Source organism: Rhodococcus sp. M8 (genome assembly GCF_015654185.1).
GTDB classification, from domain to species: Bacteria; Actinomycetota; Actinomycetes; order Mycobacteriales; family Mycobacteriaceae; genus Rhodococcus; species Rhodococcus aetherivorans.
Genome location: NZ_CP064065.1, coordinates 275,919 through 289,155, shown reverse-complemented (window position 1 = coordinate 289,155; position 13,237 = coordinate 275,919). Strand labels below are relative to the sequence as shown.

The following is a 13,237-nucleotide window of genomic DNA, read 5'->3' as shown; positions in this document are numbered from 1 at the left end:
CTTCACCCAATTGTGCCCCCACGACAGGTCCGCGTAGTGACCAATACAGTGTGATCGTGACTACTTGGATGCCCGATATCCTCGGCGACGGATACGAGCAGCTCACGCTGCCTCTCGGCCCCGATCCGGACGGCGAGGGCGAGGTCACCGCCACCCTCGTCCGCTATCAGCCGTCCGTCTACCCTGGCGGCGAGTCCGCCCCGGACCGTGCCGTGATCTACGTGCACGGATTCACCGACTACTTCTTCCAGCAGCACCTCGCCGAGCACTTCGCGGCCCAGGGGTACCGCTTCTTCGCCCTGGACCTGCGCAAGTGCGGCCGCTCCCGGCAACCGGAGCAGACGCCGCACTTCGTCACCGACCTGACCTACTACGACGCCGAGCTCGAGGAGGCGCTGCGGGTCGTCCGCAGCGAGGTCGGCGGTGGCATCCTCCTCGTGGCGCATTCCACCGGCGGGCTGGTCCTGCCGCTGTGGCTCGACCGGCTGAACCGCCGGCCCGGCGGCACGGGCGGCGCCGGGATCCAGGGCCTGATCCTCAACAGCCCGTGGTTCGATCTGCAGGGGCCCTCGATCCTGCGCAGCCTCGGCACCGTCGCCGTCGACACCGTCGGCCGGGTCCGCAGCCGAGCCGTCATCCCGGGGCAGAGCCTGGACACCTACGGGATGAGCCTGCACAGGAACGCCAACGGCCAGTGGGAGTACGACCTGGACTGGAAGCCGCTGGCCGGGTTCCCCGTCACGTTCGGCTGGCTCCGCGCGGTCCGTCGCGGCCACGCGCGGCTGCACCGCGGCCTCGACGTCGGGGTCCCGTCGCTGATCCTGCGGTCGAAGGACACGCGCTGGGCCCCGGCGTACGACCCCGCGGTGGACACCGCCGACGCGGTCCTCGACGTCAAGCAGATCGCCCGCTGGGCCGGGTGCCTGGGCGACCGCACGACGATCGTCCCGATCACCGGTGCCCGCCACGATGTGTTCCTCTCCACACCGGAGGTCCTCGAGGTGGCATTCCGGGAATTGGATCTGTGGTTGGACTGGTTGGACGGTCACAGCAGAACCCTGTGACCGTCCGCGCGAACCTGACTACGGGAGAACAGTGAGCCACTACGACCTGGCCATCATCGGCACCGGATCCGGAAACTCGATCGTCGACGAGCGATACGACGGCAAGAAGGTGGCCATCCTCGAGCAGGGCACCTTCGGCGGCACCTGCCTCAACGTCGGCTGCATCCCCACCAAGATGTACGTCTACGCGGCGGAGGTCGCGCAGACCGTGCGCAAGGCCGCGAAGTACGGGGTGGACGCGACGGTCGACGGGGTCCGGTGGAACGACATCGTCGACCGCGTGTTCGGCCGGATCGACCCGATCGCGGCAGGCGGAGAGCGCTACCGCACGGAGGACTGCGCGAACGTCACCGTCCACCGCGGGCACGCCCGGTTCGTCGGCGAGCGCGCCCTCGACACCGGCACCGGGGAGATCATCACCGCCGACCAGGTCGTCGTCGCGGCGGGCGCGCGGCCCGTGATCCCGCAGGAGGTACTCGACGGCGGGGTGCGTTACTACACCAACGACGACATCATGCGGCTGCCGAAGCTGCCCGAGTCGCTCGTGATCCTCGGCTCCGGGTTCATCGCGATGGAGTTCGCCCACGTCTTCTCCGCCCTCGGCACCCGGGTGTCGGTGCTGGCCCGCACCGGTCAGCTGCTGCGGCACCTCGACCACGACCTCGCCGAGCACTTCACCGGTCTGGCCACCGACCGGTGGGACGTGCACCTGTCCAACCCCGCGACCGCCTTCCGCGCCGTCGGCGACGGCGTCGAGGTGGACCTGGCCGACGGCACCACCGTCAGCGGCGACGCGCTGCTCGTCGCGGTCGGACGCACGCCCAACGGGGACGCACTGGACGCCGCCGCCGGCGGGATCGCGCTGCACGAGGACGGCCGGATCGTCGTGGACGAGTTCCAGCGGACCACCGCGCGCGGGGTCTTCGCGCTCGGTGACGTCTCGTCGTCGCACCAGCTCAAGCACGTCGCGAACCACGAGGCCCGCGTCGTGCAGCACAACCTGCTCCACGACGCGTGGGGCGGGGACACCTCCGCGCTGCGCCGCTCGGACCACCGTTTCGTGCCGTCCGCGGTGTTCACCGACCCGCAGATCGCGACGGTCGGGCTGACCGAGGAGCAGGCCCGCGCCCAGGGCTACGACGTCGCGGTGAAGATCCAGTACTACGGCGACGTCGCCTACGGCTGGGCGATGGAGGACACCGAGGGCTTCTGCAAGGTGATCGCCGACCGCGCCACGGGCAAGCTGCTCGGCGCGCACATCCTGGGCGCCCAGGCGTCGTCGGTGATCCAGCCGCTGATCCAGGCGATGAGCTTCGGTCTCACCGCGCGAGAGACGGCCACCGGCCAGTACTGGATCCACCCGGCCCTGCCGGAACTGGTCGAGAACGCGCTGCTGGGTCTGTAGGCCGCGTGCGTCCTTCGGGCGGTTCCGGCCTCCCGAAGGACACACCGGCGGCGAAGCCGCCCGCTGCTACCAGCTGCCGGTGCGCAGGGCGATCGCGCTGGCCAGCTCCGCCGGCGCCTCGGCCGGGATGTTGCCCACCCCGCTCAGCTCGACGACGCGGAACTCCGACAGGACGTACCGCATCGAGGCGTCGGCCTCCGCGCGCCGCGTCGCGCTGCCCACGAGCACGGTGGTGGGCACCTCGGCGGGGGCGGCGTTCGCGTCCCGCACGATGCCCTCGGCGTCCGGCACCGCCGGATGGCCCCGGTCGGCGACGACGAGGCTGGCGAACCGGCCGAACCGGCCCGACGCGACGGCCCACGCCAGCTCCGCCCCGGCGCCGCTGCCGACGAGGTGCACCCACGGCAGCTTCAGGGCGTCGAGCAGGGCGTGCACGCCCGCGACGTCGAGACCCTCGATGGTCTCGGGCACGAACGTGCGCAGATCCGAATGGTGCAGCCGCTCGCACACCGCGTCGTAGACGTCGGCGGATTCCCCGGCGCCGGGCAGCAACAGCACCGCGTGCCGGCTCTCGGGGCCGTCGATGCGAACGGTGAAGGTGCCGGCCGGGATCGCCACGTCAGTCGGTTCCATGCCGAAGCACGGTACGCGACACGACGCCGCCGCCGGCACCCGGCCGAGTCACGGCAGCGTGAGGATTTCCGCCCCGGTGTCGGTGACCACGATGGTGTGCTCGAACTGGGCGGTCCACTTGCGGTCCTTGGTGACCACGGTCCAGCCGTCGTCCCAGATCTCGTAGTCCACCGTGCCGAGGTTGATCATCGGCTCGATCGTGAACACCATTCCCGGTTCGAGCACGGTGTCGACGGACGGCTGGTCGTAGTGCAGGATCACCAGCCCGTTGTGGAACGTCTCGCCGATGCCGTGACCGGTGAAGTCGCGCACCACCCCGTACCCGAACCGGTTCGCGTAGGCCTCGATGACCCGGCCGACGACGTTGAGCGCCCGGCCCGGCTTGACGGCCTTGATCGCCCGCATCGTCGCCTCACGGGTCCGCTCGACCAGCAGGCGGTGCTCCTCAGAGACGTTCCCCGCCAGGAACGTGGCGTTGGTGTCGCCGTGCACTCCCCCGATGTAGGCGGTGACGTCGATGTTGACAATGTCCCCGTCCTCGATCACCGTCGAATCCGGAATGCCGTGGCAGATCACCTCGTTCAGCGACGTGCAGCACGACTTGGCGAAGCCCTTGTAGCCCAGCGTGGACGGGTACGCGCCGTGGTCGCACATGTACTCGTGGGCGATGCGGTCCAGCTCGTCGGTGGTCACGCCCGGCGCGACGGCCTTGCCCGCCTCGGCCAGTGCCTGCGCGGCGATGCGGCCGGCGACCCGCATCTTCTCGATGGTCTCCGGGGTCTGCACCCACGGCTCGTGACCTTCCTTCGCCGTCGGCTTCCACGCGTACTCCGGTCGCTCGATCCCGTTGGGGACGGCACGGACAGGCGAGACGGTTCCGGGGACGAGTGCGGTGCGAACAGGCATGCCCACCAGAATAGGCCCCGCGCAGCGGGGGGCGACGCGGTCCGGCGGCCGCACCGCCCCCCACCCGGGGGCTCAGCCCTGGCGCAGGATGTAGCGCTGGATCTTTCCGCTGGGCGTCTTCGGCAGCCGGGGCACGAAGTGCACGGTCCGCGGGTAGGCGTGCGCCGCGAACTTGCGCTTGACCAGCTGCTGCAGCTCCGCCTCGAGCTCGTCGGTGCCGTCGACACCGTCGCGCAGCACCACGAACGCCTCGAGCACCTCACCGCGCAGCTGATCGGGCATGCCGACGACGGCGGCCTCGACGACGTGCTCGTGCATCACCAGCACGCTCTCGACGTCGAACGGGCCGATCCGGTAGCCCGCCATGATGATCACGTCGTCGTCGCGGGCCGAGAAGTAGAAGAAGCCGTCCTCGTCGACCTGCCCGGCGTCGCCGGTGAGGTACCAGCGGCCGTCCTCCGTGAACCGCTGCGCGGTCTTCTCCGGGGCGTCCACGTAACCCGTGAACCACAGCAGGGGGCTGGCGTGGGTGTCGATCGCCACGCGCCCGGGCACGCCGGGGGCGGCGATCTCGTCGGAGTCGTCGGACAGCACGGCGCAGGACCAACCGGGCAGCGGCTTGCCCATCGACCCGGGCCGCACCTCCTCGCGCAGCCCGTCGGCCCACGCGTTGACGACGAACATGCCGTGCTCGGTCTGCCCGTAGTGGTCGCGCACCACCGCGCCGAGGGTCTGCTCCGACCACGCCACGACGTCGGGCGTGAGCGGCTCGCCGGCCGAGGACGCGCGGCGCAGCGAGATCGACTCCGGCACGGGCGCCGAGTCCGCTCGCAGGCTGCGGTAGACGGTGGGCGCGGCCGCGAAGTTGGTGACCCCGAACTTCTCCATCACCTGCCAGGTGAGGGAGGCGGAGAACCCGGCATGCAGCAGCAGGCTGCGCACCCCGGCGGCCAGCGGCGCGAGCAGCGCGTAGTACAGCCCGTAGGCCCAGCCGGGATCGGCGGCGTTCCAGAACACGTCGTCCTCACGCACGTCGAGTCCGAAGTCCAGGTAGGCGTGGAACGACGCGAGCGCCCGTACCGGCACGGGCACGCCCTTCGGAGTGCCGGTGGTGCCGGAGGTGAACAGCTGCACGAGTCCGCCGTGCCCGCCGACGGCGACCGCGGCACCGCGCGGATCGTCCGCGTCGTGCGAGGCCACCAGGTCGGCGAAGCTCACTCCGATGCCGGCGGCACCGCCCTCGGTGTGACCTGCGACGACGATCTGCCAGGGCGCGTCGGCGGGGATGTCCTCGCCGGGCGCGAGCTTGCCCACCTGGTCGGCGTCCGAGACCACCACCTTCGCGCCGCTGGCCTGCAGCCGGAAACCGATCGCCGGGGGTGCGAACGCGGTGAACAGCGGCACGTGCACGGCACCGCGGCGCCAGATGCCGAGCAGCGCCACGACCAGATCCGCGGACTTGCCCATCAGGGTGGCGACGTGGTCGCCCGGCTCGACGCCGAGGTCGGCCAGGGCCGCGGCGAAGCGGGAGGACTGCTCGCGCAGGTCACCGAAGGTCAGATCGGTCGCGCTCAGGTCCGCCTCGACCACCGTGAACGCGACGGCGTCCGCGGGATGCCCGTCGCACAGCAGCTGTGCAGCACACGCGTCGGCGGTGTCGTAGCGGTCCAGCAGTTCCCGCACTCGTGCCTCCTGCTCGGAATGCGCACGCGCGGTGGTCTCGGTGGTCATCGAATCCGTCCTCTCGTGAAGCGCCCCGGGGTGAACGTCCCGAGGATCGATTCCTTTATGATCCAAGTCACAAGTACGTCCCGATACCCCCGGAAAGGGGTGACCGATGGCGCCGGCCGGCACCTCGCCTCTCCTTCGTCCCCGTGACAGCGACGCACTGCGCGGCGAGCTCCGCCGCACCGCGGCGGAGGCACTGATTCCCGTCGTGTTCGCCGGGGAGGTCCGCGACGGGAACCTGCACCTGACCGAGTTCTTCGGCACCCGCACGAACGGCCTCGAGGGGGTCGTGGTGCCGCCGCGGGCGGGCCTGGGTGGCCTCGTGGTGGACCGGGCCCGGCCGGCGACGGTGCCCGACTACGGCCGGTCGTCGTCGATCACCCACCACTTCGACCGGCCCGTACTCAGCGAGGGGCTGCGGTCGATCCTCGCGGTGCCGGTGATGGTGGGAGGGGCGGCCCGCGCCGTCCTCTACGGCGCGATCCGTGAGTGCTCACCGCTCGGCGATCGCGCGGTGGGGGCGTTCGTGCAGGCGGCGCGCCGGCTCAGCAGCGAGATCGCCATCCGGGACGAGGTGGACCGGCGGCTGGCGCTGCTCGGCTCCCTTGATCGGCCGTCCGAGAACCCGGTCGCGGCGGCCCAGATCCGGGACGTGCACGCGGACCTGCGCGGCCTCGCCCAGTCCGTGGAGGACGCCGGCCTGCAGCGCAAGCTGCGGGCGCTGTCGGACCGGCTGGCCGGGGCGCTCGGCGGCCCGGCCCCGCAACCGACCGACGTGGTGCTCTCGCCGCGCGAGACCGACGTGCTCGCGCACGTGGCACTGGGATGCACCAATGCCGAGATCGCCGACCGGCTGTCGGTCGGCCCGGAGACGGTCAAGAGCTACCTGCGCAGCGCGATGGGCAAGCTCGACGCCCACACCCGGCACGAGGCGGTGGTGTCCGCGCGGCGCCTGGGTCTGCTGCCCTGAGCGACCCGGCCGGTGGCTCGTCCGGGTGCCGGCCGGCAACCCCCGCCCGGGCCGGTCAGTACCCCTCCGGGAGTGCCGCGAACATGTCGCGGGTGACGGCGACGGCGTTGTCGGAGCTGCCGCCGCGCACGACGAGCGTGGCGAAGGCCAGGTCGCCGCGGTAGCCGACGAACCACGCGTGGGAGCCACCCTCGACCTCGGCCTCACCCGTCTTGCCGTACACCTCGCCCTGGTCGCGGATGCGGTCGGCGGTGCCGCTGGTGATCACCAGCCGCATCATGCCGCGCAGGCCGTCGATCATCTCCGGGGTGACGGGCGGCCGGTCGCCGGTGACGGCTGTCTCGCGTCCCTGCAACAGGTAGGGCACGGGTGCGCTGCCGTGCGCGACGGTCGCGGCGGCCAGGGCCATCCCGAACGGGCTGACGACGACCCTACCCTGACCGAAGCCGTCCTCGGCGCGCTGGACCAGGTCCTCGGCCGGCGGCACCGACCCGGAGAACGTGGGCATGCCCACCACCTCGTACTCGGGTCCGATGCCGAACTGCGCGGCCGCGACGGTGAGGGCGTCGGGCGCCATCTCGGAGGCGAGTTTGGCGAACGAGGTGTTGCACGAGCGCGCGAACGCCGTCGCCATCGGCACGGTGCCGACCGAGAATTCGTTGTAGTTGGGGACGCTGCGCTCGCCGATCGTGATCCGTCCCGGGCAGGCCACCATGGTGCCGGGCGTGGCGAGACCGCTGGAGATGGCGGCGCCCGAGGTGATGATCTTGAAGGTGGAGCCGGGAGGGTACTGCCCCGCCAGCGCGACCGGTCCGTCGCGGTCGGCCGCCTTGTTCTGGGCGACGGCGAGGACCGCGCCGGTGGACGCCTCGATCACCACCATCATCGCCTGTTCCGCGCGGGCGTCGACGGCGGCCTGCGCCGCCACCTGGATGGGACGGTCCAGGCTGATGGAGAACGAAGGCGCCGGCTCGGGCGGGGTCTCGGTGAGCACACCGGTGTCGACGCCGTTCTGGTTGACGGCGACCACGCTCCACCCGGCCTTGCCGTCCACCTCGTCGATCACGGTCTTCTTGATCTGGCCGACCAGATCGGGGGCGAAGCTGCGGTCGGTGGAGACGAGGTCGGCCTGCTCGGTGATCGTGACGCCGGGAATCGCCGCGAGGGTGCCGGCGACGCGTTCGTAGTCCTCCTCACGCAGCCGCACCACCGAGTGGGCGCCCTCGGCGGCGGTCGCGGTCTCGGCGATCGACTGCGCGGTCAGCGACGGGTCGAACTGTGTCAGCGCCGCCGACAACGCCCGCGCCGCACCCCGGACGTCGCCGGCCGCCGTGGCGTCGAAACCGACACCGTAGACGATGCCCGGAACGAGCACATCCGAGCCGGAATGCTCGTTGACGCGCGCGCGGGGGGCGGGATTGGTCCGCAGCTGCATCCGCTGCCGATCGCCGAGCTGGGGATGCAGGTTCGACCGGGTCCAGCGGACCACCCAGTCGTTCCCGCTGCGGCCCATGTTCATCTCGCCGGAGTACCGCCACACGCGCTCACCGGGCAGGCCCCATTCGTAGACGTAGGTGACCGTCGCGGTGTCCCCGTCGATCCGCACGCCGTCGGTGTCCACCGCCAGCGTCTCCGCCTGTAGTCCGGCCCACGTCTCCGCCAGCGCCTCCTCGGCCGGCTCGGGACGGTCGGTCAGGGCGGCGGCCGCAGCGAAGTCCCGGTCGGCGAAGTCGGTGAGGAACTCCTGTGCGGCGGGCTCGGGGCCGGCCGGCTTCGGGGTACACGCGACGACACCGCCGGCCAGCGCGACGGCGGCCACCAGGACCGCCCCGCGCCGCAGCAGTCGACGCGGTGCCGGGACGAGCGGGGCCGAGACGCGGGCGGATCGAGTTCTCATCGCCGTCATCGTAGGACCGGCGGCCACGCGGATCGGGGAGGCGACACGGGCCGGGCGGAGCGGCCCCTCAGTCCAGCAGCACGGTGCAGAACGTCGCGACCTGACGGAAACCGATGCGGGCGTAGGCCGCGCGGGCCCGGTGGTTGAAGCTGTTGACGTACAGGCTCGGCAGCCGGCCGCCGGCGGTGACGGCGGCGGCGACGGCCGCGGTGCCGGTCGAGCCGAGGCCGGCGTCGCGCCTGCCGGGATCCACCCACACGCCCTGGATCTGCCCCACCGACGAGGACTGGGAGCCGATCTCGGCCTTGAACACGACCCGGCCGTGCTCGAAGCGGGCCCACGCCCGTCCGGTGGCGATCAGGCTCTGCACCCGGCGGCGGTAGCCCGAGCCCCCGTCGCCCGCGCACGGGTCGACGCCGACCTCCTCACGGAACATCGCGATCGCGGCCGGCATGTAGGCGTCGATCTCCTCCGGCCGCACGCGGCGCACCAGCGGGTCGGGGACGACGCACGGTTCCCGGTCGAGTACCAGCAGCGGCTGCTCGGCCCGCACCTCGCGCGCGGGACCCCATTCCGGCTGGAGGACCTCCCACATCGGCAACGCGAGTTCGGCCCGGCCGACGAGCGACGAGCACAGGCGGGGGCCGCGGGCGGCGCGGTCCGCGAAGGCGTGCAGATCGTCGCGGTCGCCGAGCAGCGGAACGAGGTTCGCCCCCGAGAAGCACAACGAGTCGTCGGGCCCGCCCCGGCTCCACATGTCGCCGCCGACGGCGCGGGAATCGAGGCCGTACTCCTCGATCCGGCCGGCCACCATGCACGCCGCCACCGGATCGCGGGCCAGCACCCGCAACACGTGTGCGGTGTCACGGCCACCGAGAGACCGGACTCCCAGAAGCTTGAGCACGTCCCACCACCTGTCGACTGCGGATACGCAATCAGACTGCCAGAAGCCGGGGCCGCGCGGGAGTCCTGCGCCCGCCGAACCGGTTCAGCCGACGGAGACCACCGGGTTTCCGGTGCCGGCGTCACCCTCCATCTCCTCGGCGATGCGCATGGCCTCCTCGATCAGCGTCTCGACGATCTGGGCCTCGGGGACGGTCTTGACGACCTTGCCCTTGACGAAGATCTGGCCCTTGCCGTTGCCGGAGGCGACACCGAGGTCGGCCTCGCGGGCCTCACCGGGGCCGTTGACGACGCACCCCATGACCGCGACCCGCAGGGGCACCTCCATGCCCTCGAGGCCGGCGGTGACCTCGTTGGCCAGTGTGTACACGTCGACCTGCGCCCGGCCGCACGACGGGCACGAGACGATCTCGAGCTTGCGGGGCCGCAGGTTCAGCGACTGCAGGATCTGGGTGCCGACCTTGATCTCCTCGGCCGGCGGCGCCGACAGCGACACCCGGATGGTGTCGCCGATGCCCTCGCTCAGCAGCGCACCGAACGCGACGGCCGACTTGATCGTGCCCTGGAAGGCGGGCCCGGCCTCGGTCACGCCCAGGTGCAGCGGGTAGTCGCACTGCGCGGCGAGCTGGCGGTAGGCCTCGACCATCACGACCGGGTCGTTGTGCTTGACCGAGATCTTGATGTCGCCGAAGCCGTGCTCCTCGAACAGGCTCGCCTCCCACAGCGCGGACTCGACGAGCGCTTCCGGCGTGGCCTTGCCGTACTTGCTCAGGATGCGCGGATCCAGCGAGCCGGCATTGACGCCGATACGGATCGGGATGCCTGCCTCGCCGGCCGCCTTGGCGACCTCCTTGACGCGGCCGTCGAACTCCTTGATGTTGCCGGGGTTGACGCGCACGGCGGCGCACCCGGCATCGATGGCGGCGAAGATGTAGCGCGGCTGGAAGTGGATGTCCGCAATGACCGGGATCTGGCTCTTCTTCGCGATCGCGGCGAGCGCGTCGGCGTCCTCCTGCCGCGGGCACGCGACGCGGACGATGTCGCAGCCGGACGCGGTGAGCTCGGCGATCTGCTGCAACGTCGCGTTGATGTCGTGCGTCTTGGTGGTGCACATCGACTGCACCGACACCGGGTGGTCGCTGCCCACGCCGACGTCGCCGACCATCAGCTGACGGGTCCTGCGCCGGGGCGCGAGGACGGCGGGGACTTCGGGCATGCCCAAACCGACGGGGCTGGTCACGTTTCGCCTTCTTTCGTAGCTACGCGGCAATTCTAGCGATGCGGGTCAGAACAGCTGGATGGGGTTGACGATGTCCGCGGTGAGTGTCAACAGCATGAACGCGCCGCCGATGAGGACGAACACGTAGGTGACGGGCAGCAGCTTCGTGTAGTCGACCGGACCCCCGACCGGCAGCCCGCGCAGCCCCCGGATCCAGTTGCGGACCTTCTCGTACGCGACCACGGCGATGTGGCCGCCGTCGAGCGGCAGCAGCGGGAGCAGGTTGAACATGCCCAGGAAGAAGTTGAGCTGCGCGAGCAGCAGGACGAACATCTGCCAGATGCCCCGCTCGGCGACCTGCCCGCCGATGACGGACGCGCCGACGACGCTGATCGGGGTGTCGGGATCGCGTTCGCCGCCCGTCACCGACTCCCACAGCGCCCCCACCTTGCTCGGCAGGTCGGCGAGGGCCTGCGCGGTCAGGACGAACATGTCACCGGTGAACCGCAGCGTGCCACCCACCGCGGTGAACGCGGTGTACTCGGTGACGGACGGCGGTGCGGCGACGCCGATTGCGCTGACGGTCTCCGAGGTGATCTCGCCCGTCTCGGGATCCTGCACCCACCGCTGGGCGGACTCGACCGGCACCGGGATCGTCAGCGTGCGGTCGTCGCGTTCGACGACGAAATCCACCGTCCCGGTCGCGGCGCGGGTGGCCTCGACCAGGTCCGCGAACGTCGCTACCTCGGTGCCGCCGACGGAGACCACGACGTCCCCGACCTCGAGGCCCGCGGCCGCGGCGGGACCCGGCCCGCTGCACGGCGCCAGCTCGTAGCCCCCGGCCTCACCGGCCTGAGTCGGTGCGACGCACGAGAGCTCCCCGATCTCCGCCGGGGTCTCCCCCAGACGGGGCAGACCCCACGCCACGGCGAGCCCGAAGATCAGCACCATGCCGAGGACGAAGTTCATCGCGATGCCGCCGGACATCACCACGACGCGCTTCCACGCCTTCTGCTTGTACATGGCGCGCTCGTGCTCGTCGGGGGCCAGTTCGTCGAGCGCCGTCATGCCCGCGATGTCGCAGAAGCCGCCCGCAGGGATCGCCTTGAGGCCGTACTCGGTCTCGCCGCGACGGAACGAGTACAGCCGCGGCCCGAACCCGATGTAGTAGCGCCGCACCTTCATCCCGAGGCGCTGCGCGGTCCACATGTGCCCGGCCTCGTGCAGGGCGATGGATACGGCGATGCCGAGGGCGAACAGCACGACGCCCAGAACGAACATCATCGGTGGCCGGTCCTCCTACTTCACGAGCGCGCGGGCTCGGTCCCGAGCCCAGCCGTCGGCGGCGAGCACATCTTCCACGGTAGCGGGTGCCGCGGACCAGTCGTCGGCGTCGGACAGGACCGCCGCCACCGTGCGCACGATCCCCGGGAACGGCAGGGCGCCGGCGAGGAAGGCCTCCGCGGCCACCTCGTTGGCGGCGTTGTACACCGCGGTCAGGCATCCGCCGCCCACCCCGGCGGCCCGCGCCAGTTCGATCGCGGGGAACACCTCGTGCGCCACCGGTTCGAACTCCCAGGTCGAGGCGGTCGCGAAGTCGAGGGCCGGCGCCGCGTCCGCGATCCGGTGCGGCCAGCCCAGCGCGAGTGCGATGGGCAGCTTCATCGACGGCGGTGACGCCTGGGCCAGGGTGGAGCCGTCGGTGAAGGTGACCATCGAGTGCACGATCGACTGCGGGTGCACGGTGACGTCGATCCGGTCGTAACCGATGCCGAAAAGCAGGTGCGTCTCGATCAGCTCCAGGCCCTTGTTCACCAGCGTCGCCGAGTTCAGGGTGTTCATCGGGCCCATCGACCAGGTGGGATGGGCGCCGGCCTGCTCGGGGGTGACCGACTCGAGCCGCTCGGCCGGCCAACCGCGGAACGGCCCGCCCGAGGCCGTGAGCACGAGCCGGGCCACCTCGTCGGGGCTGCCGCCGCGCAGGCACTGGGCCAGCGCCGAGTGCTCCGAGTCGACGGGCACGATCTGGCCCGGGGCCGCGGCCGCGGTGACCAGCGCGCCGCCGGCGACGAGCGATTCCTTGTTGGCCAGCGCCAGGCGCGCGCCCGTCGCCAGCGCGGCCAGCGTCGGCTCCAGGCCGAGGGACCCGACGAGGGCGTTGAGCACCACGTCGGCCTCGACGTCGCGCACCAGCCGCGTGACCGCGTCGGGCCCGCTGCGCACCTGCAGACCCGGGACGTCGAGCCGCGCGGCAGCCTGCGCGTTCGCGACGGCCACCTCGGCGACACCGGTGACGCGGATCTGCTCGGCGAGCAGATCGATGTTGCCGCCACCGGCGGCGAGACCGACCACCTCGAACCGGTCGGGGTTGGCGGCGATCACCTCGAGGGCCTGGGTGCCGATGGAGCCGGTGCTGCCGAGCAGCAGGACACGGGTGCGGGAGCTGGGTTGCGAGTCGACCACGCCGACATTGTCCCCGACCGTCCTGAGGGGATGCTGAATCGCCCGTCCG

The 13,237-nt window shown here is 71.6% G+C and carries 11 protein-coding genes; 3 read left to right on the top strand and 8 right to left on the bottom strand.

The features are described 5' to 3' along the window. Positions 1-56: 56 nt before the first annotated feature. Positions 57-1,064: an alpha/beta hydrolase gene (locus tag ISO16_RS01325; RefSeq protein ID WP_029543255.1), complete on the top strand. Its 1,008-nt coding sequence runs from the start codon at positions 57-59 to the stop codon at positions 1,062-1,064. 31 nt (positions 1,065-1,095) lie between these two features. Continuing rightward, entirely contained in the window at positions 1,096-2,469 is a 1,374-nt protein-coding gene (gene mtr / locus ISO16_RS01320; protein WP_072635111.1) for a mycothione reductase, read from the top strand. Positions 2,470-2,535: 66 nt separating this feature from the next. Here the strand turns inward: mtr and ISO16_RS01315 are convergent, their stop codons facing one another. The 3 genes from ISO16_RS01315 to ISO16_RS01305 form a co-directional block, all read right to left on the bottom strand. Further along, positions 2,536-3,102: an alpha/beta fold hydrolase gene (locus tag ISO16_RS01315; protein WP_072635110.1), complete on the bottom strand. Its 567-nt coding sequence runs from the start codon at positions 3,100-3,102 to the stop codon at positions 2,536-2,538. A gap of 48 nt (positions 3,103-3,150) precedes the next feature. Next, positions 3,151-4,008, bottom strand: coding sequence for a type I methionyl aminopeptidase (map, locus tag ISO16_RS01310; protein ID WP_029543248.1), 858 nt, complete (start codon positions 4,006-4,008; stop codon positions 3,151-3,153). 72 nt (positions 4,009-4,080) lie between these two features. Further along, a complete protein-coding gene (locus ISO16_RS01305) occupies positions 4,081-5,739 on the bottom strand; it encodes an AMP-binding protein (RefSeq protein WP_072635109.1) in 1,659 nt (552 codons plus the stop codon). A 106-nt stretch (positions 5,740-5,845) separates the two neighbouring features. Between ISO16_RS01305 and ISO16_RS01300 the strand changes: the two genes are divergently transcribed. Beyond that, on the top strand, positions 5,846-6,706 hold the full coding sequence (locus tag ISO16_RS01300; protein ID WP_072635108.1) for a helix-turn-helix transcriptional regulator: 861 nt from the start codon (positions 5,846-5,848) through the stop codon (positions 6,704-6,706). A 55-nt stretch (positions 6,707-6,761) separates the two neighbouring features. On the opposite strand, the gene ISO16_RS01295 is transcribed toward ISO16_RS01300, so the two are convergent. From ISO16_RS01295 to dxr, 5 genes are all read right to left on the bottom strand, one after another. Further along, the gene (locus tag ISO16_RS01295) at positions 6,762-8,603 is read right to left on the bottom strand and encodes a penicillin-binding transpeptidase domain-containing protein (RefSeq protein ID WP_083662499.1); all 1,842 of its coding nucleotides are present in this window, start codon (positions 8,601-8,603) and stop codon (positions 6,762-6,764) included. A gap of 67 nt (positions 8,604-8,670) precedes the next feature. Further along, positions 8,671-9,507 carry a GNAT family N-acetyltransferase gene (locus tag ISO16_RS01290; protein WP_006937430.1) on the bottom strand — a complete coding sequence of 279 codons (837 nt, stop codon included), beginning with the start codon at positions 9,505-9,507 and terminating at the stop codon, positions 8,671-8,673. An 84-nt stretch (positions 9,508-9,591) separates the two neighbouring features. Next, a complete protein-coding gene (gene ispG, locus ISO16_RS01285) occupies positions 9,592-10,746 on the bottom strand; it encodes a flavodoxin-dependent (E)-4-hydroxy-3-methylbut-2-enyl-diphosphate synthase (RefSeq protein ID WP_072635107.1) in 1,155 nt (384 codons plus the stop codon). A 45-nt stretch (positions 10,747-10,791) separates the two neighbouring features. Then, positions 10,792-12,009 carry a M50 family metallopeptidase gene (locus ISO16_RS01280; RefSeq protein ID WP_072635106.1) on the bottom strand — a complete coding sequence of 406 codons (1,218 nt, stop codon included), beginning with the start codon at positions 12,007-12,009 and terminating at the stop codon, positions 10,792-10,794. Positions 12,010-12,024: 15 nt separating this feature from the next. After that, positions 12,025-13,188 carry a 1-deoxy-D-xylulose-5-phosphate reductoisomerase gene (dxr, locus tag ISO16_RS01275; protein ID WP_065923488.1) on the bottom strand — a complete coding sequence of 388 codons (1,164 nt, stop codon included), beginning with the start codon at positions 13,186-13,188 and terminating at the stop codon, positions 12,025-12,027. Positions 13,189-13,237 lie beyond the last annotated feature (49 nt).